Genomic DNA, 23,424 nt, shown 5'->3' with positions numbered 1-23,424 from the left:
TCGCGATAGTGCCAGAGGGGGCGTATCCATCATCGAGGCGTTATCCAAAAACGAAGCTTCCATTATCAATCAATCTTTCTATATTTCTCGCTAAATGACTATATTTTGATCATAAAAGAGATCCACGTCAGCGAAGCGAGCGATAACAATCCGAAAATCAGTACAGAAGCTGACTACACGTGCCGCAGAGGTTCTCCTCTTTGACGTCGACTTCGCGGACCGTCGGGGAGAACGACATCACGCACTTGCTGTTATCGCAGTGTTCGAGGCCGAACGTGTGGCCGATCTCGTGGACGACCTCCTTGCGAACGCGGTCTGCGAACACCTCCGATTGGGGTTTCGACGTGATCCCGCCGTCCGAGGACGTTTGAAGCCGGTGCGTCGAGATCACGGAGCCGTTACCGTTCAGATATGCGAGCCCGAAAACGTAGTTTCGGCGTCGGTAGTAGAGGTCCTGGGAGGTGATACCGATGTTCTTCTCGCCGGTCCCGACTCGACTCGCCAGTTCGATGAACTGCTCGGCACGGTACTGGTTCCGACTGCGGTCGAACGCGCCGTCGGGGATCGACTGTTCCTCCTGAACCGTGACGTCGCAGTCGTAGACCCCTCTGAGCGCGGCCGACGCTTCGCGCTTTACTTGCGCGGAGAGGTCCCCGATCGGCACGATGTCGACGAGCATAGAAGGGCTTAAGCGGGGCGGATTAATAAATACCGCGCCGTGATTACGCCGCGTGATACCGCCCTAGTCGCCCGATTTTCGACGTACGATACCGCGGTCGAGATCGGGATCGGTCGCCGTCCGGAGGTCGCCGTCGGCCTCGTCGAAGAGGGAGTGACAGTCACTGCCACGGACATGGCCGCAGTCGACGTCCCCGACTCGGTTTCGTTCGTCCGCGACGACATCGTCGAGGCCAGCGAGCGCGACGATCCAGGCGAGTGCTATCACGCTGACCTGATATACGGATTGAATCTGCCGCCGGAACTCCACCGACCGACTCGGGCGGTCGCCGACGCTGTCGACGCCGACTTCCTGTTCACGACGCTGGGGTACGATTCGCCCGCCGTGCCGTGTTCGACGGAGTCGATCGTCGGAGGGGAAACGCTCTACGTCGCTCGTGAGCGCTACTCGAGGAGAATGTGAGAAATCGGAATGTGAGAAACCGGGAGAGAAACGTCAGAAATCGGGAGCGGTATCAGAAGCGGTCACTCCGAAGCAGTCACTCCGGAGCGGTCACTCGACGTCGATGTGGTGAGCGTCCTCGTCCTCGACGTGGAGTTTCGGCAGCGTCACCGAGAGGACGCCGTTGTTGTACGTCGCCGACGCGTCGTCGGCGCGGACCGAGGACGGGAGACGGATCGAGCGACGGACCGCGTCGGACCGGCGCTCGCGGTGGACGTAGTGCTCCGATTCCTCGTCGGAGGCTTCGGAGCGAGTGGCCTCGATCGTCAGCGTTTCGTCGGTCACCATAAGGTCGATATCGCTCTTCTCGAATCCCGGAAGGTCGACGATCGCGACGAAGGACTCTGCGTCCTCGCGGAGGTCGACGGCCATCTCGCGACCGAAGGAGCGGGTGCCGTCGAACTGGCGGCTCATCTCCTCGAACTGTCGGGACATCCGGTCGAAGAGGTCGTCAAACTCGAAGTTATCGAAACTGGGGGAACGTCTCATCATTGTATTTCACCGACAGAGAGATACGACCGCAGGGATAATAAATTTGATAGGATATATGATCGCAGATCACACAGTATAGCGCCTGAAGACCCCTAATTCGACATCGGATCGGAGATTCTATCGGGTTGTTTTAATACAGCACGTGGCGCTTGTCGTACGAGCCGAGTCGCTTGACCCAGCCGTTCTCCGCGATCTCTTCGATGTCTTCGAGCGCGTCCTGCGCGCGGTCCTCGTAGAAGCCCGCGTCGAAGTCGATGTGGAAGAGGTAGTCACCGAGGCGGTTGCCGCTCGGCCGCGACTCGATCCGCGAGAGGTTGATGTCGCGCTCGGCGAACGCTTCGAGCAGTTCGAGCAGGAGCCCGGGGTAGTTCGCGTTCGGGTAGACGACGACCGTGGACTTGCCGCCGCCGTCCGCGCGCTCTTCGAGCGGCGCGATCACCAGGAACCGCGTCGCGTTCGAGGAGCGGTCCTGAATGTCCTCGGCGATGACTGTGAGGTCGTCGCCAGCGTTGTCCGGATGGCCGATTCCCGCGACGGTTGCGTCCTCGCGAGCGTATTCGACGCCGCGAGCGGTGCTCGCCACCGGTTCTAACGCGACGTCGGGGTACTCGCGTTCGAGGTAGGAGCGACACTGCGCGAGCGCTTGTGAGTGCGAAGCGACCGTATCGAAGTTCGGCGATTGCGCGAGGAGGGCGTGTCGGATCGGCGTGACGATCTCTTGAATGACCGCGATATCCGCGTTGGCGATGGCGTCGAGCGTCTCGGTGACGCTGCCCTCGATGCTGTTCTCGATAGGGACGACGCCGCGGTCGTACTCGCCGCTGTCGACCGCCTCGACGATTCCCGAGACCGACTCGCGGAACACGACGTCCTCGTCGACGGCGCGGGCGGCGCGGTGGGAGTACGTTCCTTCGGGGCCCAACGTGACAACCTGCATAGCGCGGTGTACTCTGTGGGATCCTAAAAGCCCGTCGGGGAGAACGCACCGACCCGCGGAGCCGATTGTCGACGAATCGGCGCGGTTGGCCTGCAAATCGCCGCAGCGGACTCACCGCTCGGCGCAGTAGTCGACGAAGTTCCGGAGGATTCGAAGCCCGGTCTCGCCGGACTTCTCGGGGTGGAACTGGGTGCCGAAGACGTTCCCTGTCTCGTTGGCGATCACCGCCGGGAACGTCACGTCGTAGTCGGTCGTCGCGACCACTGCCTCGGAATCGTCGGGTTCGGCGTAGTAGGAGTGGACGAAGTACGCGTACTCGCCGTCGATTCCCTCGACGAGCGGGTGCTCGCGCTCGACGTTCAGCTCGTTCCATCCCATATGCGGCACCTTCTGTCCCTGAGAGAATCGGACGTTGGTTCCGGGGATGAAATCGAGGCCTTCGACTTGGCCCTGTCCGGCGTAGTCGGCCTCCTCACTGGTCGTGAGCAGCATCTGCATCCCGAGGCAGATCCCGAAGATCGGCTGGCCGCGTTCGGCGGCCGCCGCGAGCGGCTCGCGGAACGGCCCGGCGTTCTCCATTCCCTCGCTGAACGCACCCACGCCGGGGAGAACGATCCCGTCGACCGCCTCGAAGTCGGCCGGGTCGTCGGATATCGACACCGACGCACCGGCGCGTTCCAGCCCTCGCTGGGCGCTGCGGAGGTTTCCGAGGCCGTAATCCACGAGAACGACATCCGCTACCGTCTGAACGCTCATACGTGCAGGTTCGCAGCGGCGGGTCAAATCGTTTCCGACACCCCACGTTGGCGGTAGGCGGCTCGCTCGGAGATGAATCGACGCGGCTCAGAGACCGCTGCGGCACAACGCCTCTCTCCGGCTCAGAAACCCCCGACGGCTCAGAAGTCGCCGAGGTTCGCCTGTCCGCTGTCGCTGGCACTGACGCCAGCGAGGTCGGCGGCGTGCGCGATCGTCTCGAAGAACGTCTCTCGCTGGCTGCCGTCGTACAACGTCGCCGCCGGGTGCACGGAGACGACAACGCGGTAGGAGCGCTCTCCGAGGCGGACGTCGACGACGTCGCCCGCCTCCTTCGTGACGGCGACCGATCGGTCCAGCAGGTGCTCGGAGGGGACTTTTCCGAGCGTGACGACGAGCGCCGGGTCGACGAGGTCGAGCTCCCGTTCGAGGTACCCCCTGCAGTTCGCAAGCTCCTCGCGCATCGGATCGCGGTTGTCCGGCGGCCGACACCGAACGCAGTTCGTGATCCGAACGTCGGTCCGATCGAGTCCCGCATCGCGGAGGGCGTCATCGAGGATGCTTCCGGACCGGCCCACGAACGGCTCGCCCCGTTCGTCCTCGTTCGCGCCGGGAGCCTCCCCGAGGAACACGAGATCGGCGTCTTCGGGTCCGACTCCGTTGACGATCCGCGAGCGCGACTCGACGAGTTGGGGGCAGCGTTCGCAGCCGCGGACGACGAGTCCGTCCATCGCTCCGCCGTCGCCGTTCCCGACTGTGTCGGTGTCCTCGCCAGTCATACCGGACGCGCGTACGGAACCGACTTACCCGTGACGGTCCGCGCTGGCAGTTCCCCGCGACGGTCGGCGTCGATAGCGCGTCACCGTTCCATTACTCGCTCCGGTCGGTGTTCTTGAACGGCTCGGCACGCCACTGCCGAGCAGCGCGCGCGGCGAGACGCGCGACGCGGATCGGTTCCGGTCGACCGCCGACGGGCGTGTACGCGCGAACGACGCGCGTGATCTCCTCCGGGACGCCATCGTCATCACTGGCGGCATCGCTGGCGGCGTCGGTATCCGGTTCCCCGTCGTCGAAACCGATGTATCGGACGAACAGTCTCTCGTCGTTCACGCGGAGGCGGCGACGCGGTGGCAGCCGCTCGTAGATCCCGAGGCGGTCGTCGAGCCCCTCCCCGTCGAACTGCTCGCGAAGCGCGGGATTCAGTCCCGGGCTCTCCTCGAACGAAACCGAGAGTACCGGACGCTCCGTCGACGCGGCGATCCGGTCCAGATCGAGAAGGTTGAACCACGCGGGGGCGACGCCCGAGACCAGAAGGTACCGGACATCCTCGCGTTGCAGTCGCTCGAACAGCGTACAGACGGCGTCAGTAGCGTCGAGACCGCCGACGCTGGCCGTCGCGAAGGCGACGCCGTCGACGACGCGGTCGGCGCGGACGACCGCCCCGCAGAACACACAGCGACCGCTCCGCTCGTCGGTCGATTCCGCGATACCGAGCGCCCGCGTACCGGGCTTCACCGGGGGCTCACTCCCTCGGACGCCACTCGGGTGGAGACGTCACTCGCCCTCGTCTTTGATGTCTTTGAGACGATCCAGGAGTTCGTCGTTCGACGCGCCGATCTCGAACTCGACGTCGCCCCGATGGTCTGCCTGGGAGGTCGCGATCCCATCGTCGTCTTCGAGATCGGTGTCGAAGTCCTGGTTCTCCTGTTCGGACTCGTCGTAGCTCCCAAATCCCATACAAGTGGTAATACGAGGGTGACCGACAAAAAACACACGCAGGAATTGGGGAGTTGACGGAACGGATAGGGAAGAGCCGACGGAACGGATGGGGAAGAGCCGGTGGATCGACAGAGGAGAGCCGACAGAACCGACTGTACGAGGTGGCGAACAGCTGGCACCCGCCGTCGACGACGATCCTCGGCCTACCGTCGTCGCTGTTGTACCCGCGTCGACGTGCCAGACAACCGCGGCCCGACGCGGGGGAAGATCTACGTCACGCGGGTGCTGGCCGCTCGATAGGTGATAAATGCTCGCCGTCCGCTGGGATATCCATTCGTCAGCGCTCTGTCTCCCGCCCTCCGTCGCGGACGTCGAGTTGGATATGTCGATGGTGGTCGGTCCCACCGCTGTGGCTGTATACCGAAACGAGGAGAAACGCGAGTCCGACACCGATCACCGTTCCTTCGATAATCTGTAGTTTGAGCAGTTCCTGGGCGGTGATGGTGTAGTCGGATTTGATTCCGAGTTCGTAGATGGGAGCCAGGACGCCACCGACGGTGATGAAGAGAAATCCCACTGTCGAATTTCGGAACGAGGCTTTCCTGTGGTTCGAACGGTACGCCCAGTAGCTGATTCCCGTGATCGAAACCCCGAACGCAAACTGAAGGATGTTTGCGAGGACGAAGATATCTATCCAAGCCATCTCGGTTATAATGGTGAGGGGTCGGTTCTCGAATCGTGATCCGTCGATCGCTCAGTGCGACTCGGGAACTCGGAGGAGCCGAACGCAGTCCAGAACTCGTCGAACCGGTCACCGAGGTCCTGTCGGTGGCGGATACTGACCCGGTATCCATCCCTCGTGAGGGCGATCTCAACGCGATCCAGCGAGGCTTCGAACAGTCGGTAGTGGTTGCCGTCGGCGTCGATTCGTCGGTGTTCCTGAACTAGTTCGTGTTCCACGAGACTGTTGACGCGTCGGTACACGGTCGGCGGAGACACGTCCAATCGGTTGGCCAATGTCGTCGCCGAGACTGGCGATTCGTGGGCGATCACGAGCGCCTGCCGACAGAGTGGATCTCCGAGAACGTCGAGGAGGTTTCCAGCCTCCCAGTCCGAATCCGTCATACGCGCTGGTACCGGGATCAACACCATTGTTATACGTCGCTTTCTCGACTCTCGGGTCCGATGAGACGGGTAACGGAGACCGAGAGAGTCGGTGTAATCTATCCTCGAACGATCGCAGTTTCAGCAATTGTAACTGAGGACCTTCTTCAAAGTCATCGAAGACGTTTCCCTCGTAGGGGTAGTTCTTGACAGATCCGATCAGCACTCACCGCGCCCCCCAACCCGTCACGCGGTCCAGTCACAGAATGAAACACTACATATCCCATCTCGAAACGCTCATCCGGTCGCTCGGGCGAGACGTCGTCGATCGGTACCCGCCGCTTCGCCGTCCCGTGCTTCAGGGGTGGCAGGCCTATCGCCGCACTTATGGAACCCTCGTCTGTTTCAGAGATTCCCTGCAGTACGCACGCCATACCAACCTGTCGCCGTTCGAGGTCGTCAGCGTCGATCCCGACCAGATCGAGTTCCTGGTCGAGAAGGACGGGTACCCCTGCCAAACGCACGAGACGGTGGAGTTTCCCGATTCGAAGTTCAAGTACGCGGGCACCGTTCGCGGCGGAGAGTGGGACCGGTGTGAGACGCGTTTCGAAGACACGGAGATCTACCGGTCGTTCGAGGCCCATTTCGACCACGGGGTTCCCTGGACCGAGACGGAGTTTTTCGACCGCGTCGTCGGTTTCATCGAGGACGGGGTCGTGATGTGGGGCTGTACGAACCGAGCGGAGTTCGAACAACGGTGTACGAAGGTTGACGAGCTCTACGAATCGATACGGTCTTACGGGTATCTCTCGCGCGACCGACTGGCGCGCGTGAATCCGGACGGATACGTCGAGAGCGAACAACCGTGGGCTGCTCCGCCCTCCGCCCTCGACGAAATCGCGGTCTGTATCGGCCGAGAGGGGGACCTCCTCTTTTTCGACGGACGGAACAGATTGGCGATCGCAAAGCTGTTAGACGTGGACGCGATTCCGGTGTGGATTATGGTCCGCCACGAGGAGTGGCAGGAACGTCGAGAAGCGATCGCGGCCGACAGTTTGGCCCGACGAGGGCTTCCAGACCACCTACGACGACACCCGGATCTCCCTCAGTGAACCGAGGAGGCGCAACCGACGCGGACAGCCGAGACTTTTTCGTCGCCGCGGCGGAACGAACGGGTATGGAGATCCACACGGTCACCGAGGGTGCAACGGAGTTCACCTGCAACGCGTACCTGCTCGACGGCCCCGATCCCGTCCTCGTCGACGCCGGAACGATGCCGGGCGTCGAATCCGTCGTCGCCGAACACGTCGACGACCTCGACGCGGTCTACCTCACGCACCAGCACCGTGATCACGTCGGCGAACTCGACGCGGTGCTCGACCGCTTCGACGCGGACCTCTACGCCTTCGACGACCACCCGCGACGGACCGCGGGCCTCGAAGACGGCCAAACCGTCGATCTGTGCGGCGAGCCCTACGAGGTGGTGTACACGCCGGGGCACGCCGAGGATCACGTCGCGTTCGTCGGCGAGGAACGGGTGTTCAGCGGCGACGTCGTCGTCTACAACGACGGCGCGTTCGACGACGGGAGTTTCGGCCGTACCGACCTGCCTGGCCAGTCGCGCGAGCGGCTCATCGGGAGTTTAGAGACGCTCCTGGATCGTCTCCCAGACACGGTTGCGGCGCTGTATGCGGGTCACGGCGACGTCTACCGCGCGGATCCGGCGGGTGAGAACGACTCCGTTCGGGAGGTCATAGAGCGAGCGCTCGAACGGGCGGAGCGCCGCGAACCGAAGTATCCCGACGAATAAGGGGTGCAGTCCGATCTTCGGGAGGACGATTCGATCTACGCCGCGCGGCGTTCCTTCGACTTGGGTCGAAGTTTCTTGTAACCGCACTTTCGGCAGGCGGTTGCGCGCTGCGGGTTGCGGGCGTTGCAGCGCATACAGATCTGCTTTTCCAGCGTCCGATCGACCGCAGCTTCGTTCTTAGCCATACGGATCGTTTCCGGATGCGGGAGTATAACGCTTGCGAGACGGTCGACGGGGGTGTCGTGCGTCGGCGGCGTCGAGAACGCGAGACGGCAGGAAGCGAGGCCTCCGATGACGGCTACAACGATCGAAGTGAAGCTACAACGATCGAAGTGAAGCTACAACGATCGAAGTGAAAAGCGATTACGCGCCTGCGGGCTGTGCGGCACCGTCGAGCGCCGCTTCGATGTCCTCGCGCTGTGTGAAGCCGACGAACCGGTCGACGATCTCGCCGTCGCGTTCGATCACGATCGTCGGGAGCGACCGGACCTGGTACTGGTTCGCGACGTCCTGTTCCTCGTCGACGTCGATCTTCTCGAACGCGACGTCGCCGTATTCGGCTTCCAGCTCCTCTAAAATCGGGTCCTGCTTCTTGCACGGGCCGCACCAATCGGCGTAGAAATCGAGTATTCGGACGGTCATCGTATGCGTAGCGACGTAACGCGGGGCGTCGCATAAGCGTTTCCACCATCCGAGTTTTTTTTGTTTATACCCGGTACTCGCCGGGGGAGAACCGCCTCGAACCACGTCAATCGGTTCCGAACCCCAGCGATCCGAAACGTTTAGGCGCGCCACCGACGAGGGGAGAGTATGAGCAGTGGCCAGAACAGCGGCGGGTTGATGTCCAGTGCGGGACTCGTCCGCTACTTCGACGCCGAGGACCGAAACGCCATCCGCATCGATCCGAAAACCGTCTTCGCATTCGGTCTCCTCTTCGGTGTAGGCGTGCTCCTCCTCAACGCCGTCGCGATCTGAGTCGGACGAGCGGCGGAGGAGACGCAAACCGCGCAGACCGCTGATCGCGGCCGGTTCAGACCGCGCGCGAACAACGGACGCTTTTTGTCGATTCGACCCCGAGCGACGGGTATGTTACGAGCGGGTGTCGTCGCCGTCCAGGGCGACGTCACAGAGCACGCAGCGGCCATCCGGCGCGCCGCCGAGGCGCACGGCGAAGAGGTCGACGTCGTCGAGATCAGACAGTCCGGGCGCGTCCCCGACTGCGACGTGCTGTTGCTCCCCGGCGGCGAGTCGACGGCCATCTCCCGGCTCTTGGCCCGCGAGGGAATCGACGCGGAGGTCCGCGAGCACGTCGCCGCGGGCAAGCCGGTCCTCGCGACCTGTGCGGGCCTCATCGTCGCCTCCCGAGACGCCAACGACGAGCGCGTCGACACGCTCGACCTCCTCGACGTGAGCGTCGACCGCAACGCGTTCGGTCGACAAGTCGACAGCTTCGAGGCACCACTCGACGTCGTCGGTCTCGGGGAACCATTCCCCGCGGTGTTCATCCGCGCGCCCGCCATCGACGAGATCGGCGACGGCGTCGACGTCCTCGCGGAGTGGGACGGCCGCCCGGTCGCCGTCCGCGACGGCCCGGTGGTCGGGACCGCGTTCCACCCCGAACTGACGGATGACAGCCGGATCCACGACCTCGCGTTCTTCGAAGAGCAAGCCGTCGAGGCCTGAGACGCGGAGAAAGGGGAGTCACTGCCCAGGCGCACATTCAGTCGACGCTGATGACGACCTTGCCCTGGTGTGCTCCCCGATCGACGTACCGGTACGCCTCCCGCGCCGAGGTCGCCGTCGACGTTGCCGCCCATCGAACGCGCGGTTTTCGCGGGCGTGCCCGGCCCGTACGACGCTCTCGTAGTCGGGGTCGCCCTCTCTGACTTCGTAGACTCGCATTGGTTCGTTCCGATCGTCGCGCTTCTGGCACTTCGATCCTCGGGTGAGATGTTGAATCACCGCCTGCCCCCCGATCGACGGGAACACGCTGCCCCAGACCAGGGGCTTCTGACGAACGCGAACGCCAGCGATGGCTGCGACCCCGACGCTTTTCTATCGACGCGAGCGAAGGCCGAGCGTGAGCGCGAACCGAACGGAGCTGGTGGCGCTAACCCGACGGCTGGTCTCGATCCCGAGTCACGAGGACGAGACCGCCGCCGGCGACGCCATCGAATCGTGGCTGCGCGGGGAAACCGATGCCGCCGTGACGCGAGACAGGAGCGGGAACGTCCTCGCGCGACGCGGCGACGGGGAGGCGTCGCTGGCGCTCGTCGGCCACCACGACGTCGTCGCGCCCGACGACTCGCAGCTCGTCACACCCGAGGAATCACAGGTCGTCGACGGTACCGAAACCGACCCCGGGTACGTCGTCGACGAACGCGACGGGCGACTCTACGGCCGCGGCACGGCCGATATGAAGGGATCGCTGGCGGCTGCAATGGTAGCGTTCCGCGACGCCGACCCGGCGGGCGAACTCGTCTTCGCCTCGTTCGTCGGCGAGGAGCGGGGAGGCGTGGGCGCGCGCGCAGCCATCGCCGACGGCTTCGCGCCCGACTACGCCGTCGTCGGCGAGGGATCGACGAACTACGCGGGCGACGACCAGACCGACGTCGTGATCGCCCACCGCGGCCGACGCGGCTCGACGATCACGGCGCGCGGAGCTGCCGCCCACGCGAGCGAACCCGAGTCCGGCGAGAACGCCGTCTACCGCGCCTGCGACGCCGTCGGCGTCGTCCGCGGTCTCGACGCACCGGAGGCGACGGTCCTCGGCGAGCGGGTTCGCGGGAGCGTCGTCGTCACCGAGATCGCGGGTGGAACGGCGTGGAACGTCATCCCCGAGCGCTGCACCGCGACGGTCGACGAACGCACCGTGCCCGGCGAGCGAGCGCCGCTCGAACGGGTCGAGGAAGTCGACGGCGTCGAGTGGACTGTCGATCAGGACCTCCCGCCGATGGCGTGTCGCGACGAGGCGTTCGCCGACGCCGCGCTCGCCGCCGCCGACGGGGCGCAGTCGGCGACGCCAGACCACGTCACGAAACCGCACGCGACCGATGCCGGGTGGCTCGCGGCCGCCGGAACCGACTGCGTCGTCGTGGGCGCGTCCGAGCCGGGCGAGGCTCACACGGCCACCGAAAGCGTCTCTATCGACGTGTTGAGACGGTGTCGGCGGATTTACCAGGACCTCGCAGAGCGCTGGCCGCAGGAGTGAGACGCGGGTCGAGTGCGTCGCGCTCGCGGCGACGAGAGCCGTCGGCTTGATACCTGTCCGTGATCTGCGATACGGTAATGACAGCAGGAACGAGCGAAGCGGGAGGGAACACAGACGAAACCGGCCCCGACGCCTACGAGGCGCTCCTCGACGCGTACCGTCGCATATCGAACGTCCGCAACGCGACCGGCATCCTGCGGTGGGACCAGCAGGTGATGATGCCCGAAGGAGGGACGCCCGCGCGGTCCCAACAGATCTCGACGCTGTCGTCGCTCGCGCACGAACTGCTCACCGATGACGACGTGGGCGACGCGCTCGACGACCTCGAATCGACAACGGTGAGCGGGGATCTGACCGACGAAGAGGCGGCCGTCGTCCGCGAGATCCGCCGTCAACACGACCGCGCGGTCGCCGTTCCCTCGGCGCTCGTCGAGGAGATTTCGACGACCGCCTCAGAGGCGCTCCCCGTGTGGGAGTCGGCGAAAGCCGAGGACGACTTCGAGCAGTTCGCGCCGTACCTGCGCAAACACGTCGAACTGAAGCGCGAGTACGCCGAGCACATCGACCCCGACCGCGACCCCTACGAGGTGCTCTTCGAGGATTTCGAGCCGTGTCTCTCGCTCGACCGCGCCGAGTCCATTCTGGAATCGATTCGGGAGGCGCTCGTGCCGATGATCGAGGAGATCAGGGAATCAGAGGTCGACCTCGCGACCGACGCGTTCACCTCGCTGGGAACGTATCCCGAAGGAGAGCAGGAGGCGCTCTGTCGCGACGTGCTCACGACGCTGGGGTACCCGTGGGAACGCGGTCGCCTCGACACCGCCGCCCACCCGTTCTCGACCGGGACGACGTTCGACGCACGGGTGACGACGCGGTTCGACGAATCCGACCCGCTCGGGTCGCTGACCTCGACGATCCACGAGTTCGGCCACGCGACCTACACCCACGGCCTGCCGGACGAGCAGTACGGGACGCCGCTGGGCGAGGACCGCGACCTCTCGGTCCACGAGTCCCAGTCGCGGCTCTGGGAGAACCACATCGGGCGCTCCCAACCGTTCTGGACGGGGTTCCTGCCGACGGTCACAGAGCACTTCCCGAAGAGTTCGGACGTGACGCCGCGCGAGGCCTACGAGGCCGCAAATCAGGTGTACGAAGACAACCTCATCCGCGTCGAGGCCGACGAACTCACCTATCACCTCCACATCGTCGTCCGCTTCGAAATCGAGCGCGCGCTGGTCCGCGGCGAACTCGACGTCGCAGACGTCCCCGAAGTGTGGAACGACAAGTACGAGGAGTACCTCGGTATTCGGCCCGAGACGGATTCGGAGGGCTGTCTGCAGGACATCCACTGGAGCCACGGCAACTTCGGCTACTTCCCGACGTACTCTCTTGGATCGGCGATGGCGGCACAGTTGTACGCCGCGGCCGAAGCGGAACTGGGCGCGTTGGACGACGACGTCGCTGCGGGCGAGTTCGACGCGCTCCACGAGTGGCTGACGGAGAACGTCCACCGCCACGGCGCGCGTTACGAGACGAACGAACTCGTCGAGCGCGCGACGGGATCGGACTTCACCGCCGACGCGTTCATCGACTACGTCACCGAAAAGTACGGCGCGCTCTACGACCTCGAATCGGCGTAATTTGGGTGAATTCGTACTTCTGAGCGATTTTTGAGTTGCGTTCAATCGCCTCGAACCTCGGTGGATGGCTTCGAGTTCGTTCTCGACGAACGGGGTTCGGCAGTAGGACTAAGTAATGGTAAGACATACCATAGCGTGTATGGCCTCAGCACCGACCTCCGACGACGCGCTGTTCGACCAGTTCCTCGACGACCGCGGTCACGAGATCGAGACGGTAGACTGGGAGACGTCGTATAACAAGAAACAGTGTCCGGAGTGCGGTGCACTCCACGACGACGGTGCGGCCGACTGCACCGTCTGCGGCTGGGATCCCCGAATCTGATCGGGTCGAAGCCGACCGTACGGGTTTTTTCGAAACCGGTAGTTTATCACGCACAAGCGCGTGAACGTGTCCAATGAGCGACTCGGACGCGACGGTCACCCGCCTATTCGGTGGCCCCGGCAGCGGGAAGACGACGGCGTTACTCGATCGGGTTGACGAACTCCTCGAAGACGATGACATCACTATCCGCGACATTCTCGTCGTTTCGTACACCCGAGCGGCCGCCGCGGAGGTCCGCGAGCGGCTCGCGGAACGACTCGACGTCTCGCCGCGCTCGCTGAAGGGCAACGTCGCGACGATGCACGCGAAGGCGTACGAACTCCTGGATCTCTCGCGGAACGACGTGGTCGGCGAGAAGGACAAAAAGGAGTTCTGCGAGGACTACGGCATCGAGTTCGAAGACGAGTACGGCGGTGCGGGCCGTCGAACCGCGCGCTCGACGACGATCGGGAACAAGATCATCGCGACGAGCCAGTGGCTGCAGCGAACGCGCCGCGACGTCTCCGACTGGTACGACGTGCCCTTCCAGTGGAACGTCGAGGAGGTTCGACTCCCGCCCGAGATCGATCCGAACGCCCAGGAGGGCAACAAGTACACGCCGACGTGGTCGGCGGACGACGACCGGATCGACGTGCCCGACGTCATCCGCGCGTGGCGGTCCTACAAGGGCGAACACGGGCTCGTCGGCTTCGCGGATATGCTCGAGCGCGTGAAGCAACGCTCGCTCGTCCCGCACGTCGACTACCTCGTCATCGACGAGTTCCAGGACATCACGACCCTCCAGTACGACGTCTACGAGGAGTGGAAGCCGCATATGAAGCGCGTCCTCATCGCCGGTGACGACGACCAGGTCGTCTACGCCTGGCAGGGCGCAGACCCCAATCTCCTGCTCGACGCCGACCGCGACGAGGACGTGGTCCTGCCGAACTCCTACCGACTCCCGTCGCGGGTTCTCAACGTCGTCAATCAGGAGATCCGGCACATCGACAAGCGCCAGGAGAAGGATCTCCGCCCGCGAAAGGAGGGCGGCGTCGTCGAGGGAATCGAGTCGCCGTCGATGCTGGATCTCGCGCGGAACGTCCGGTACACGATCGAGGAGGGCGACGACGACGAGACGATTATGGTCCTGTTCCGCGCGCGGTATCAGCTGTTCCAGTTCATCGACGAGTTCCTCCCGCTGGGGATGCCCTTCTCGGCGCTCACCGACCAGCGGATGTGGACCGATCGACTGACGCAGTACGTCCGCGCCGTCGAGGCGCTCGAACGCGGCGATGATCTCGACGGGCTGCAGGCGCGGCGGCTCGCGGATATGCTGCAGGACTCGGCATTCGGCGCGAACGACCGGGACGAACTGTTCGATCGCATCGACGAACTCCAGGAGAACGCGGGCGTCGAGGACCTGACGGACCTCAAAGTCGATCCCGACGTGATCTCGGAGTTCGCGCCGTTCGCCCCCGACACGAAGGACGCGGGGGATATGCTCCGGAAGGTCACCTCGTTCCAGCGGAAGTCAGTCGAGGCGTACTTCTCCGGCGAGTACCAGGGGATGGACCCCAATCGCGTCCGGATCGGGACGATCCACTCCGCGAAGGGTCGCGAGGCCGACCACGTCTTCGTCGCGACCGACCTGACCGAGAAGGTCGTCGAGCAGATGGCCGCGTCGGTCGAGGACGAGGACGTCCCCGGCGTCGAGGAGTTCACCTCGACGACGGATCCCGTGCCGATCCTCACGGACAACGAGCGGCGCGTGTTTTACGTCGGGATGTCGCGTGCGCGAGAGCGGCTCATCCTCCTCGAAAACCTCGTCAGCGGCGCGCCGACGCTCCCGGTGAGCGTCCTGCTGCACAACGAGATTCGCGAGGAGTCGATCGAGGACCTCCTCAACGACGCTCAGGACGGGGACGTTCCGATGCCGGAACCCGACGCGTAGGCGAGTGACCCACGAGAGCGATCCGGCTGAGGCGGTCGCCGAGCGCGGTCCGATCGGACAGGTAGCCACACCCGCTACCGACGGCACGTTCCTCGATGTCGAAATCGACGAGCGAGACGCGGTGGGATACGTCGCTGTCGGCGGGGGCCTCGACGCCGACCTCCGGTATCTCACGCGCTTCCGCGGTCCCGAAGACCGCTACGCGTACGTGCACACGGGAGGCGAACGGGTGCTGTGCCCACCCGCCGATTGCGTGGCTCGTGCGCGCCGTCAGTTCGACGGGCGGATCGCCACTGCGCGCCCCGCCGACCACCCGGGCGAGCGCGCCGCCGCCGTGCTGGATTCCGCGCGCGAAGCCGACCCTGCGAGCGACGACCGAGCGCCGACCGTCCTCGTGCCGCCGACAATCCCACACGACGCCGCGATTTATCTCGAACGCGCGGGCTACGAACTGCGTTCGACGACGGCCGTCGGGGAGGCGAGAACGACGAAAACAGACGCGGAGATCGAGGCCATTCAGTCCGTCCAGCGGGCTGCCGAGCGGGGCGTTCGACGCGGCGAGCGGATCCTCGCAGCGGCCGAGTCGGGAGCGGCCGACGAACTGTTATGGAAGGGACGACCGCTCACCGCCGAACGACTCCGTCGAGAAGTGAACGCCGAACTCGCTCGCGGCGGCGTCAGCGACGCGGGGAACACGAGCGTCGCGGTCGGATCGACTGTCGTGACTGGAGCGACCGGTGTGGCCGGGTCGAGCGACGTATCCGAAGCGATCACGGGGAATGCCCCGCGAGCGGACGGTGTCGCCCACAGGGACGAGTCGGTCGTCGTCGACGTCGCTCCGCGCGGGCCGAGCGGCTACCACGGACGGCTCTCTCGAACGTTCGTCGTCGACAGCGACGGCGGCTGGGAGCGTCGCGCGTACGTCGCGAGCGAGGCGGCACTCGACGCCGCGCTCGGCGAGATCGAACCGGGGGCCGCAGTCGCCGACGTCGGCCGAGAGGCCACCGCCGAACTGGCGGCGTTCGGGTTCGGTCCGACCAGTGGAGGCAATACTGATTCCGACTCGGACCCCACAGAGATCGTCCACGGCGTCGGGCTGTCGCGTCGGGAACGACCACGGGCGCAGTCAGGGGCGACGCTCGAGTCCGGCGGCATCCTCGCCGTTAGCCCGTCGGTGACCGACGGCGACCACGGTCAGGTCCGCCTGAGCGAACTCATCGTCGTCACGGACGAGGGGTACGAACGGATCGGCGGGGGCGAACGGGCGTTCACGCCGCGAGAGTAGCTCTGATCGGCGGATTACGGACGCACCGGCTCGGAACAGGAGAATCGCCGAGCCGACTACGACGCCTCGTCGTCGTCGGGTTCTTTCACGACCGCGCTGACGACGCGCTCGCCGACTTTCATCGGGATGTCGGTGGGCGTGGTGAGGTAGTGGGGAAGGAGGACCATTGCGGCGGCGATCGCGACCGCCCCGCCGCCGATGAGCGTGTCGCCCTCGACGAGTCGGGTGACGCCGAAGATGCCGACCGGTGCCGCGAAGATGAGCGTCGCCGCCAGTTGGATGGTTCCGAGAATACCGAGACGCATCGTGTGAGAAGTGGGCGCGTCGGGATAAAAGAATCGCGGTCGAAGCAGAGAGGGTATCGAGGATCGCGGTCGAATCAGTGGGGGTATCGAGAACTCCCTACCGGTGCAGCGGCTCCGGAGCGGGCGGCATCTCACGCTTGTGAGCGCTGCGCTCGTAGAGTTCGACGACGCGCTCGACCTGCGCTTCGGTGACGTCGAGGTGGCGAACCGTCGCGGCCGTCGACAGCGGGCCGTCGACGTGGAGCGCGAGAATCGCATCGAGGGTGTCGTATCCGATTCCCATCTCCTCCTCGTCGGTCTGACCGCTCCACATCTCCGCGGAGGGCGTCTTCATCACCAGTTCCTCCGGTGCGCCCAGGTGCGCCGCGAGCTGTCGGACCTGCTGTTTGTAGAGGTTGCCGATCGGGTTGCAGTCGACGGCCTGATCGCCGTACTTCGTGAAGTAGCCCGTCAGCGCCTCCGAGCGGTTGCCCGTGCCGAGGACGACCTTGCCCTCGTGGTTCGCGACGAAGTAGTTCAACACCCCGCGGACGCGGACGTAGACGTTCCCGGCGGCCATCCGGTCGTCCGCGGCCTCGGGGAAGGTCCCGAAGAACGTCTCAGCGATGGGCTGAACCTCGACGAGGTCGTACTCCATTCCGAGTTCCTGGGCGACCCACTCGGCGTCGCTCATATTGTCCTCGGTGTTCGCGACGGACGGCATCACGAGGCCGTGGACGTTCTCCGAATCCAAGGCCTCGGCCGCGAGATACGCCACCGTCGTGCTGTCGATCCCGCCGGAGAGGCCGAGAACGGCACCGCCGGCGCCCGCGTCGTCGACGACGTCGCGGAGGAACGCAGTGAGGTGGTCGACCGTCGCGTCGAGTTCCGCCGTGGAAAGGCGAAGATCGAGCGGTGCGTCCTCTTCGAGGACCGGTTGCTCCGTAGTCATCGGATACTGATACCGTCGCGGGGCACTAATACTCACCCGTTCCGGCGTATTGATGGACGATCGTACACTTCTATGGTCTCGAAACCAGCTGTCAGCGGTCGACGAAGCGGCCGGTCGTCCCCGGAGTCAACACAACCGCTTTCTCGGTCGACCTCGTGCCACCGATATGGACATCGTCGTCTTCGGCGCGGGCAGCCTCGGCAGTCTCTTCGGCGCGCTGCTCGCGCGGGCGTCCGAACACGACGTGACGCTCGTGGGGCGCGATCCGCACGTCGCCGCGATTCGGGAGTCGGGGCTTCGCGTGACCGGCACCGACTCGTTCACGGTGTATCCGAAAGCGACGACCGACGGAACGGGACTCGCAGCCGATCTCGCGCTCGTGACCGTGAAGGCGTTCGACACCGAGATGGCCGCGAGAGAGCTCGCGACCGGATCGTTTCGCGCGGTGTGTTCGCTACAGAACGGGATGGGAAACGAGGCGACGCTCGCGCGACATCTCGACTGTCCCGTGCTGGCGGGGACGACCAGCTACGGGGCCGCCCGGCGAGATCCCGGAGAAGTCGAATGGAACGGGCAGGGAGACCTCGCGGTCGGCCCGTGGGAGCCGACGGACGCCGACGAAACCGCCGCTGCGGTCGGCGAGGCCTTCGCGATCGCTGGCGTTCCGGCGACCGTCGAGACGGCCGACGAGATCCGACGAGAGCTCTGGCGAAAGCTCGCCGTGAACGCGGCTGTCAACCCGGTGACCGCGCTGACTCGCGTGCCGAACGGAGCGCTCGGAGCCAGTCCCGGTGTCGACCTCGTCGAACCGATCGCTCGCGAAGTCGCGTCGACGGCCCGGGCGGTCGGCGTCGCCATCGCCGACGAGGAGGCGGTCGGAGCCGTCGACGAAGTCGTCGTGGCGACCGCCGAGAACGACTCGTCGATGCGGCGCGATATCGAGCGCGGAGGACGGACCGAGATCGACGTCATCAGCGGCTACGTCGTCGATCGGGCCGACGCGCACGGGGTAGAAGTTCCGACAAATCGGACGCTGTGGACGCTGGTTCGCACGTGGGAATCCGCGCGGGGACTGCGCGACCCGGCATCGTCGACCGATTCACGTCCCCCATCCACGCGCGAGACGGAGTCATTGAAGGCCCCCGGCGGTGATGAGCGAGTATGACGACCGTTGCGAGCATACAGGACCCCGAAAAACCGCTGACGATGCTCACGGCCTACGACGCGCCGACCGCGCGGTTGGCGGACGAGGTGGGCATCGAAATGGTGCTCGTCGGCGACAGCATCGGAAACGCGGTCTTCGGTCACGACTCGACCCTGCAGGTGACGATGAGCGATATGCTGCGGGCGACGAAATCGGTCGCCGGAGCCGTCGAAGACGCGCTCGTCGTCACGGACCTCCCGTTCCTCAGCTACGGTGTCGACCGGGCGCAGACGCTCGAAAACGCGGGCCGACTGCTGAAAGATGCCGGGGGACACGCCGTGAAGATCGAGTCCGGACCACACACGGTGGAACTGACCGAGGCGATGACGGATCTCGGTATTCCGGTGATGGCGCACGTCGGCCTCACGCCGCAGCACGTCCACGGCGTCGGCGGCTACACCCGCCAGGGAACGACCGCGGAGCACGCCGCGGAGATGCTCGATCTCGCGAAGGCCCACGAGAAAGCTGGCGCATTTTCGCTCGTGATCGAACACGTTCCCAGAGAGGTCGGCGCAGCCGCCAGCGACGAACTCGACATACCGGTCATCGGAATCGGCGCGGGCCCTGACACCGACGGCCAAGTGCTCGTCGTCGACGACGCGGTGGGGCTGTCGGATCGAATCCCCCCGTTCGCCGAGGCCTTCGGCGATGTCAGAGCAGAGATGCGGACCGCGATCGAACGGTATCGAGACGCCGTCGAATCCGGGGCGTTCCCCAGCGAGGCACACAGCCACAGCGAGGGCCTCGATCTGTGATTCGACAGCCGAAGTACACAAGGTAGTTGGGCTTGTACGTTCGGCGAAGGGTACTCAATGCGTCGAGCGTGGCTGTACGTGGGGCTGGCGTTCGTGCTGGTCGGTGCGATGTTGACGATTGTGCCGACCGCGAGCTTCAGCACCATCGCGGGCGACCGCCCGGTCGACGTTTCGGTCGCGGACGACAGCGCGGCGTTCGTGGCGGTCTCGAACACGAATACCCCAGTTTCACAACCCGAAAACAGCGTCGCCGTCGCAGAGCTGGTGAACAACCTCGACGGCGCGATGACGATCGAGTTCGAGGCGAGCATCGATTCGAGTACGGTTGCGGTCGAAACCCCCTCCGACACCGCGACAGTCCAACAGGGCGGCCGTCATCCCATTTACGCCGCCTGCAGTCCACCGAACGGCGGCAGCGGGACGGCGACGCTCCAGATCGACGTGATCGAGGCACGGGGCGGGTCCGCGACGGTCACGGACGCGACCCTGGAGACGCTCGTTGAGTACGACTGCCCCGGGAAGGGCGGTGGGGGCGGACCCGGCGGTCCCAGCGGTCCACCGGGTGGGGCTGTCGCCTACGTCGACGAGAACGGAAACCACGCGTACGACGAGGGAGAGCGGACCGTCACCCGAAACGAACTGGCCGAGTTCGACGACGACAGCGCGGCCCTCGTCATCGCGGCCGACGGCAGGCGCGTCCAGTTCGGGAACCGAGAGGTCGACATCGCCGCCCGGTCGATCGCGGTCGGCGACGGGAGTCTTTCGAGCAACCGCGAAGTCACGCTGGAAGCCGACGGAGGGACGCTGTCGATGTCGGGGTCGACGATCGAGTCGCAAAACGGCGCGATCGAACTCTCGGGAAGCGAGGTCACCGCATCCGACGCGACAGTCGCGACGAACGAGGAGATCTCCGTGAACGCGGGATCGGGAGCGCTGTCGATCGGCGATTCGACAATCGAATCGAGCAACGGCGAGATCGAGCTCTCGGGGCGCTCGATCGACGCGCCGCGGACGACCGTGCGGACGAACGAGGCCATCTCGCTCGACGCGGACTCGGGATCGGTGGGCCTCTCGGAGGCGACGATCGAGTCGCAAAACGGCGCGATCGATATCGGAGGATCGAACATCGACGCGTCGAAGGCGGCGATTTCGACGAATACTGAGATCTCGCTCGCCGCAGACGGAGGGGAGCTCACGCTGACCGACGCCACCGTGGACTCGACGAACGGTGAGATCGATCTGGCAGGCGGGAGTATCCAGGCCGCTGGCGCATCGATCTCGACGGACGTCGGGATCGGGTTGACCGCCGAGTCGGGGACGCTCCAGTTAGGCGAGGCGTCGGTGACGAGCTCGAACGGGGAGTTGGAGATCGAATCGGCCGCGGACATCCTCGCGAGCGGCGCGGCCTTCGAGACCAACGTCGGAATCGCGTTCAGCGCCTCGGGCGACGTGCTGCTCGACGCGGCGCGCGTCGCCTCCTCAAACGGACAGGCCGAGGTAGCCCTCGGCGTCGAGTCGGCGACCCTGTCGGTCGATAGAGCGACGCTCGACGATCGGGACGGGACGCTCACCTACGATCCGAGCGGCGTGACCGTCGAGGGGACGCCAGCGCGAGGGAGCGTGCAGGCAGGGTAAGTCGGCTCCGAGCGGAATCGACTCCGTCCAGCGCGGCGGTGGCTCCTCGACGAGCACCGTTACGGAGGACGTTCGAGGTTTTCGAACCGGTTTTCGCGATTCACGTACACGTGATATGTCGCAGAGACTGCGAACACGGCCACGATGAGCGTCGGATACAGCAACACGGGGGGCGGACCAGTGGGCAGGAAGTCGACCCAGAGCGCGAGAAGGACAAGCGCCCCGATCGCGGAGAGTCCGAGGTAGTAGACGCTCCACGGGATCGAGCTCTCCGGGACGATGTCGAGGTAGATATCGAGTCGATCGACCCGATCAGTCAGCGTGATCTCGTTGCCGTCGAACTCGATCACGCCCGCTCGATCGAGCCGCGGGAGGTGTGTCTGCTGGAGTGACGTGTAGACGGTCTTGCGCTCCGCGGAGGTGATCTCCGCGATCGCCTTGCCCTGCTCCCACGCGGCGATCTGCTCTGCGAGGTCGGATAGTTCGACGGGATCCGTGGTCCGTTTACAGTAGTGGATCGCGTAGCGTCGACGGTGGTTACCCATCAACTCGAAGATCTCGTCTTTGTGAAGCGTCTCCTCGGTCGATCCGAAATCGGAAGCGGACGCCGCGTCGGTCGACTCCATCTCGGCTCGCTGCCCCATTCGTCGGGGGAAGTTATTACTTCACCTACAAATAGTCTCTCCATTCCGCGACGGTGTCGGAACCGACCGGCCAGCGCGTGCGGCGACTCACTCGTCGCCCTCGACGACCAGCCGAAGCGTCACGTCGTGGTCGCCGGGAGCGGGGAGGTCCGTACGCGTCGACGCGCCGTGATCGGCGATGAGGTCGACCTGCACGCCGAACGGAATCGACTCGCCGGGCGTGAGCACGCTGTCATCGGCCGCCCCGTGCGCGCTCACGTCGAGCAGATCGTCGCCGGATTCGCCGCTCGTTCGGAGTGTCTGGCCGCCAGCCGTCACCGACAACGCAGCCTCGACCTCCGCGAGCGTTTCCGCGTCGAGGACATCGCTATCGGTTTCGAACTCGAAGTACAGCCCCGTGAGGTCGACCGTTCCGGCGTTGGTGATCGCGACGATGTCCTCGAAGCGCGTGATCGCGCGCTGATTCAGTCCCGTGTCGCCGCCGGGCGTGATCGCCGTGACGTAGCCGCTCTCGTTCGCTTCGACGTGAATCGGCGGGTCGTTGACGGGCGTGAGTTCGATCAGGTCCGGGTAGACCACGACGAACGAGGCCTCGGAACTGGAGGAGGTCGCGGTGAACGCCGCCGTCGAACTGACGACGCCCGCGCTGACGAAGGCGCTTCCGAGGCCAGCGACGAGTTGGCGGCGGGTGAGCATTGGGTAGTAATTCGGGCGCTCGTCGTTGAGGTGTTTTCCAGATCAGAGAGAGACCAGACTGTGACGGAAAGACGGTTTCATTCGGCCGTTTCCGAGAACGATGTGAGCTCGTTCGCAACGGCGGTGACCTCGGAGACGAGTTCCTCCGTCGTGGCCCCGTCGCCATCGGAGACGAAACTCCCTGCCCCATCATAGTTATTGCCGTAAACGTCGGCGTATTGCTCAGTGAGGTCCGATTGGTCCGTATTTACGCTCAGTGAGACGGGTTCAGTCGTTCCGGCGTCGATAGTCATCAGGTTGGCAGGTTCCGCTCCTTCGGAATCCGAACTTAGCGGGGAGATCCGAGTACCGTCCGCCGCCTCAAATATGAACGTATCATTGACAACACCGGCGGAGATTTCCTCGTCGTCAACTGGTGTTCCGTACCCCTGATAATACGTAAACCCGAGTTCGTAATCTTGCGAGTCGTTGTTGTTCACCGCTAACAGGCTCGCGAAGTCGACCTTGGTCTCCGGACGGCCGACTTCGACTGCGATTTGAACGGTCGCCATCCCGTACCCGGAATTCTGGACTACTGCGACCGGCAGGTCCTCGCGGGAGAGCTTTTCGTAGCTAATCGTACCGTCCGAAGCGATGTACTCTGGTGGGTCCTCTCCATCAACAGGGACGTATAGGTCATCTCCCAGATTACTGGTGGTGAACTCATCCCAGCCCGGGACGATGTTGATGTCCGCGTTTTCGGTCTGCGTAACAACCGAAAGTCCACCACTCGAGTTTGATGAGGTGGCGTCGAACGCACCCGTGCCGAGAGCCGTTCCCGCACCGAGTGAGAGCGTTCCGATTGCCGTGATGACTTGTCGTCGTTTCATAT

General features: G+C 64.8%; 29 protein-coding genes. 13 read left to right on the top strand and 16 right to left on the bottom strand.

The window, feature by feature from the left end; all coding sequences use genetic code 11:
• Positions 1-157 precede the first annotated feature (157 nt).
• A complete protein-coding gene (locus tag FJT57_RS14295) occupies positions 158-679 on the bottom strand; it encodes an archaemetzincin family Zn-dependent metalloprotease (protein ID WP_144906391.1) in 522 nt (173 codons plus the stop codon).
• 39 nt (positions 680-718) lie between these two features.
• Between FJT57_RS14295 and FJT57_RS14290 the strand changes: the two genes are divergently transcribed.
• Complete coding sequence (locus FJT57_RS14290; protein ID WP_144906389.1) at positions 719-1,141, top strand: UPF0146 family protein; 423 nt, start codon at positions 719-721, stop codon at positions 1,139-1,141.
• Between the two features lie 90 nt (positions 1,142-1,231).
• On the opposite strand, the gene FJT57_RS14285 is transcribed toward FJT57_RS14290, so the two are convergent.
• From FJT57_RS14285 to FJT57_RS14250, 8 genes are all read right to left on the bottom strand, one after another.
• A complete protein-coding gene (locus tag FJT57_RS14285; RefSeq protein WP_144906387.1) occupies positions 1,232-1,672 on the bottom strand; it encodes an Hsp20/alpha crystallin family protein in 441 nt (146 codons plus the stop codon).
• Between the two features lie 130 nt (positions 1,673-1,802).
• Entirely contained in the window at positions 1,803-2,609 is an 807-nt protein-coding gene (gene pheA, locus FJT57_RS14280) for a prephenate dehydratase (RefSeq protein WP_144906385.1), read from the bottom strand.
• A 111-nt stretch (positions 2,610-2,720) separates the two neighbouring features.
• Complete coding sequence (hisH, locus tag FJT57_RS14275) at positions 2,721-3,365, bottom strand: imidazole glycerol phosphate synthase subunit HisH (RefSeq protein WP_144906382.1); 645 nt, start codon at positions 3,363-3,365, stop codon at positions 2,721-2,723.
• A gap of 140 nt (positions 3,366-3,505) precedes the next feature.
• A complete protein-coding gene (locus FJT57_RS14270; protein WP_144906551.1) occupies positions 3,506-4,093 on the bottom strand; it encodes a uracil-DNA glycosylase in 588 nt (195 codons plus the stop codon).
• Positions 4,094-4,232: 139 nt separating this feature from the next.
• Positions 4,233-4,877, bottom strand: a complete 645-nt coding sequence (locus FJT57_RS14265; protein ID WP_144906381.1) for an endonuclease dU — start codon at positions 4,875-4,877, stop codon at positions 4,233-4,235.
• A 39-nt stretch (positions 4,878-4,916) separates the two neighbouring features.
• A complete protein-coding gene (locus tag FJT57_RS14260) occupies positions 4,917-5,099 on the bottom strand; it encodes a DUF5786 family protein (protein ID WP_144906379.1) in 183 nt (60 codons plus the stop codon).
• A 319-nt stretch (positions 5,100-5,418) separates the two neighbouring features.
• On the bottom strand, positions 5,419-5,784 hold the full coding sequence (locus tag FJT57_RS14255; RefSeq protein WP_144906377.1) for a DUF7521 family protein: 366 nt from the start codon (positions 5,782-5,784) through the stop codon (positions 5,419-5,421).
• Positions 5,785-5,789: 5 nt separating this feature from the next.
• A complete protein-coding gene (locus FJT57_RS14250; RefSeq protein ID WP_162524369.1) occupies positions 5,790-6,206 on the bottom strand; it encodes a winged helix-turn-helix domain-containing protein in 417 nt (138 codons plus the stop codon).
• 245 nt (positions 6,207-6,451) lie between these two features.
• Between FJT57_RS14250 and FJT57_RS14245 the strand changes: the two genes are divergently transcribed.
• Together FJT57_RS14245 and FJT57_RS14240 are read left to right on the top strand one after the other, a co-directional pair.
• The gene (locus FJT57_RS14245; protein ID WP_144906373.1) at positions 6,452-7,297 is read left to right on the top strand and encodes a hypothetical protein; all 846 of its coding nucleotides are present in this window, start codon (positions 6,452-6,454) and stop codon (positions 7,295-7,297) included.
• Positions 7,298-7,362: 65 nt separating this feature from the next.
• A complete protein-coding gene (locus FJT57_RS14240) occupies positions 7,363-7,995 on the top strand; it encodes an MBL fold metallo-hydrolase (protein ID WP_144906371.1) in 633 nt (210 codons plus the stop codon).
• Between the two features lie 35 nt (positions 7,996-8,030).
• Here FJT57_RS14240 and FJT57_RS14235 read toward each other — a convergent pair whose 3' ends face one another.
• Both FJT57_RS14235 and trxA read right to left on the bottom strand, forming a co-directional pair.
• Positions 8,031-8,180 (bottom strand): 50S ribosomal protein L40e, encoded by a 150-nt coding sequence (locus FJT57_RS14235; protein WP_144906369.1) that lies wholly within the window; start codon positions 8,178-8,180, stop codon positions 8,031-8,033.
• A 178-nt stretch (positions 8,181-8,358) separates the two neighbouring features.
• On the bottom strand, positions 8,359-8,637 hold the full coding sequence (gene trxA, locus FJT57_RS14230) for a thioredoxin (protein WP_144906367.1): 279 nt from the start codon (positions 8,635-8,637) through the stop codon (positions 8,359-8,361).
• Positions 8,638-8,805: 168 nt separating this feature from the next.
• Here trxA and FJT57_RS14225 point away from each other — a divergent pair, with 168 nt between their 5' ends.
• The 7 genes from FJT57_RS14225 (at position 8,806) to FJT57_RS14195 (ending at position 16,383) form a co-directional block, all read left to right on the top strand.
• A complete protein-coding gene (locus FJT57_RS14225; protein WP_144906365.1) occupies positions 8,806-8,970 on the top strand; it encodes a preprotein translocase subunit Sec61beta in 165 nt (54 codons plus the stop codon).
• A 111-nt stretch (positions 8,971-9,081) separates the two neighbouring features.
• Positions 9,082-9,678, top strand: a complete 597-nt coding sequence (gene pdxT, locus FJT57_RS14220; RefSeq protein ID WP_144906363.1) for a pyridoxal 5'-phosphate synthase glutaminase subunit PdxT — start codon at positions 9,082-9,084, stop codon at positions 9,676-9,678.
• A 397-nt stretch (positions 9,679-10,075) separates the two neighbouring features.
• The gene (locus tag FJT57_RS14215) at positions 10,076-11,206 is read left to right on the top strand and encodes a M20 family metallopeptidase (protein WP_238994008.1); all 1,131 of its coding nucleotides are present in this window, start codon (positions 10,076-10,078) and stop codon (positions 11,204-11,206) included.
• Between the two features lie 77 nt (positions 11,207-11,283).
• Positions 11,284-12,846: a carboxypeptidase M32 gene (locus FJT57_RS14210; RefSeq protein ID WP_144906359.1), complete on the top strand. Its 1,563-nt coding sequence runs from the start codon at positions 11,284-11,286 to the stop codon at positions 12,844-12,846.
• 139 nt (positions 12,847-12,985) lie between these two features.
• Positions 12,986-13,168 carry an HVO_0416 family zinc finger protein gene (locus FJT57_RS14205; RefSeq protein WP_203229195.1) on the top strand — a complete coding sequence of 61 codons (183 nt, stop codon included), beginning with the start codon at positions 12,986-12,988 and terminating at the stop codon, positions 13,166-13,168.
• Between the two features lie 73 nt (positions 13,169-13,241).
• Entirely contained in the window at positions 13,242-15,098 is a 1,857-nt protein-coding gene (locus FJT57_RS14200; protein WP_144906355.1) for a UvrD-helicase domain-containing protein, read from the top strand.
• Between the two features lie 4 nt (positions 15,099-15,102).
• Positions 15,103-16,383, top strand: coding sequence for a M24 family metallopeptidase (locus FJT57_RS14195; RefSeq protein ID WP_144906353.1), 1,281 nt, complete (start codon positions 15,103-15,105; stop codon positions 16,381-16,383).
• Between the two features lie 56 nt (positions 16,384-16,439).
• On the opposite strand, the gene FJT57_RS14190 is transcribed toward FJT57_RS14195, so the two are convergent.
• A complete protein-coding gene (locus FJT57_RS14190) occupies positions 16,440-16,688 on the bottom strand; it encodes a DUF7533 family protein (RefSeq protein ID WP_144906351.1) in 249 nt (82 codons plus the stop codon).
• Positions 16,689-16,785: 97 nt separating this feature from the next.
• On the bottom strand, positions 16,786-17,619 hold the full coding sequence (locus FJT57_RS14185) for an NAD+ synthase (protein ID WP_144906349.1): 834 nt from the start codon (positions 17,617-17,619) through the stop codon (positions 16,786-16,788).
• Positions 17,620-17,785: 166 nt separating this feature from the next.
• Here FJT57_RS14185 and FJT57_RS14180 point away from each other — a divergent pair, with 166 nt between their 5' ends.
• The 3 genes from FJT57_RS14180 to FJT57_RS14170 are packed head-to-tail and all read left to right on the top strand — an operon-like array spanning position 17,786 to position 21,213.
• On the top strand, positions 17,786-18,784 hold the full coding sequence (locus FJT57_RS14180; protein WP_144906347.1) for a ketopantoate reductase family protein: 999 nt from the start codon (positions 17,786-17,788) through the stop codon (positions 18,782-18,784).
• Positions 18,781-19,578: a 3-methyl-2-oxobutanoate hydroxymethyltransferase gene (gene panB / locus FJT57_RS14175; RefSeq protein ID WP_144906345.1), complete on the top strand. Its 798-nt coding sequence runs from the start codon at positions 18,781-18,783 to the stop codon at positions 19,576-19,578. The genes FJT57_RS14180 and panB overlap by 4 nt, the downstream gene beginning before the upstream one ends.
• Before the next feature lie 57 nt (positions 19,579-19,635).
• Positions 19,636-21,213, top strand: a complete 1,578-nt coding sequence (locus FJT57_RS14170) for a DUF4097 domain-containing protein (protein ID WP_144906343.1) — start codon at positions 19,636-19,638, stop codon at positions 21,211-21,213.
• Between the two features lie 59 nt (positions 21,214-21,272).
• Here FJT57_RS14170 and FJT57_RS14165 read toward each other — a convergent pair whose 3' ends face one another.
• The 3 genes from FJT57_RS14165 to FJT57_RS14155 form a co-directional block, all read right to left on the bottom strand.
• Positions 21,273-21,839 (bottom strand): DUF7344 domain-containing protein, encoded by a 567-nt coding sequence (locus FJT57_RS14165; protein ID WP_144906549.1) that lies wholly within the window; start codon positions 21,837-21,839, stop codon positions 21,273-21,275.
• Positions 21,840-21,944: 105 nt separating this feature from the next.
• Entirely contained in the window at positions 21,945-22,553 is a 609-nt protein-coding gene (locus FJT57_RS14160; protein ID WP_144906341.1) for a hypothetical protein, read from the bottom strand.
• A gap of 77 nt (positions 22,554-22,630) precedes the next feature.
• On the bottom strand, positions 22,631-23,422 hold the full coding sequence (locus FJT57_RS14155; RefSeq protein WP_144906339.1) for a hypothetical protein: 792 nt from the start codon (positions 23,420-23,422) through the stop codon (positions 22,631-22,633).
• Positions 23,423-23,424: the final 2 nt, after the last annotated feature.

This window comes from Halobellus captivus (genome assembly GCF_007655485.1).
Lineage (GTDB): Archaea > Halobacteriota > Halobacteria > Halobacteriales > Haloferacaceae > Haloquadratum > Haloquadratum captivum.
Note: the sequence above shows the minus strand (reverse complement) of the source record. Positions and strands in the feature narration are given on the sequence as shown.

Bases quoted from the DNA above. Each gene is read 5' to 3' on its own strand.
- trxA (WP_144906367.1), bottom strand. From the start codon at position 8,637: ATGACCGTCCGAATACTCGATTTCTACGCCGATTGGTGCGGCCCGTGC.
- FJT57_RS14270 (WP_144906551.1), bottom strand. From the start codon at position 4,093: ATGGACGGACTCGTCGTCCGCGGCTGCGAACGCTGCCCCCAACTCGTC.
- FJT57_RS14180 (WP_144906347.1), top strand. From the start codon at position 17,786: ATGGACATCGTCGTCTTCGGCGCGGGCAGCCTCGGCAGTCTCTTCGGC.
- FJT57_RS14250 (WP_162524369.1), bottom strand. From the start codon at position 6,206: ATGACGGATTCGGACTGGGAGGCTGGAAACCTCCTCGACGTTCTCGGA.
- FJT57_RS14160 (WP_144906341.1), bottom strand. From the start codon at position 22,553: ATGCTCACCCGCCGCCAACTCGTCGCTGGCCTCGGAAGCGCCTTCGTC.
- FJT57_RS14225 (WP_144906365.1), top strand. From the start codon at position 8,806: ATGAGCAGTGGCCAGAACAGCGGCGGGTTGATGTCCAGTGCGGGACTC.
- FJT57_RS14200 (WP_144906355.1), top strand. From the start codon at position 13,242: ATGAGCGACTCGGACGCGACGGTCACCCGCCTATTCGGTGGCCCCGGC.
- pdxT (WP_144906363.1), top strand. From the start codon at position 9,082: ATGTTACGAGCGGGTGTCGTCGCCGTCCAGGGCGACGTCACAGAGCAC.
- FJT57_RS14295 (WP_144906391.1), bottom strand. From the start codon at position 679: ATGCTCGTCGACATCGTGCCGATCGGGGACCTCTCCGCGCAAGTAAAG.
- FJT57_RS14165 (WP_144906549.1), bottom strand. From the start codon at position 21,839: ATGGAGTCGACCGACGCGGCGTCCGCTTCCGATTTCGGATCGACCGAG.
- FJT57_RS14260 (WP_144906379.1), bottom strand. From the start codon at position 5,099: ATGGGATTTGGGAGCTACGACGAGTCCGAACAGGAGAACCAGGACTTC.
- pheA (WP_144906385.1), bottom strand. From the start codon at position 2,609: ATGCAGGTTGTCACGTTGGGCCCCGAAGGAACGTACTCCCACCGCGCC.
- FJT57_RS14170 (WP_144906343.1), top strand. From the start codon at position 19,636: ATGCGTCGAGCGTGGCTGTACGTGGGGCTGGCGTTCGTGCTGGTCGGT.
- FJT57_RS14185 (WP_144906349.1), bottom strand. From the start codon at position 17,619: ATGACTACGGAGCAACCGGTCCTCGAAGAGGACGCACCGCTCGATCTT.
- FJT57_RS14210 (WP_144906359.1), top strand. From the start codon at position 11,284: ATGACAGCAGGAACGAGCGAAGCGGGAGGGAACACAGACGAAACCGGC.
- FJT57_RS14235 (WP_144906369.1), bottom strand. From the start codon at position 8,180: ATGGCTAAGAACGAAGCTGCGGTCGATCGGACGCTGGAAAAGCAGATC.
- FJT57_RS14240 (WP_144906371.1), top strand. From the start codon at position 7,363: ATGGAGATCCACACGGTCACCGAGGGTGCAACGGAGTTCACCTGCAAC.
- FJT57_RS14255 (WP_144906377.1), bottom strand. From the start codon at position 5,784: ATGGCTTGGATAGATATCTTCGTCCTCGCAAACATCCTTCAGTTTGCG.
- FJT57_RS14155 (WP_144906339.1), bottom strand. From the start codon at position 23,422: ATGAAACGACGACAAGTCATCACGGCAATCGGAACGCTCTCACTCGGT.
- FJT57_RS14285 (WP_144906387.1), bottom strand. From the start codon at position 1,672: ATGATGAGACGTTCCCCCAGTTTCGATAACTTCGAGTTTGACGACCTC.
- panB (WP_144906345.1), top strand. From the start codon at position 18,781: ATGACGACCGTTGCGAGCATACAGGACCCCGAAAAACCGCTGACGATG.
- hisH (WP_144906382.1), bottom strand. From the start codon at position 3,365: ATGAGCGTTCAGACGGTAGCGGATGTCGTTCTCGTGGATTACGGCCTC.
- FJT57_RS14190 (WP_144906351.1), bottom strand. From the start codon at position 16,688: ATGCGTCTCGGTATTCTCGGAACCATCCAACTGGCGGCGACGCTCATC.
- FJT57_RS14205 (WP_203229195.1), top strand. From the start codon at position 12,986: ATGGCCTCAGCACCGACCTCCGACGACGCGCTGTTCGACCAGTTCCTC.
- FJT57_RS14245 (WP_144906373.1), top strand. From the start codon at position 6,452: ATGAAACACTACATATCCCATCTCGAAACGCTCATCCGGTCGCTCGGG.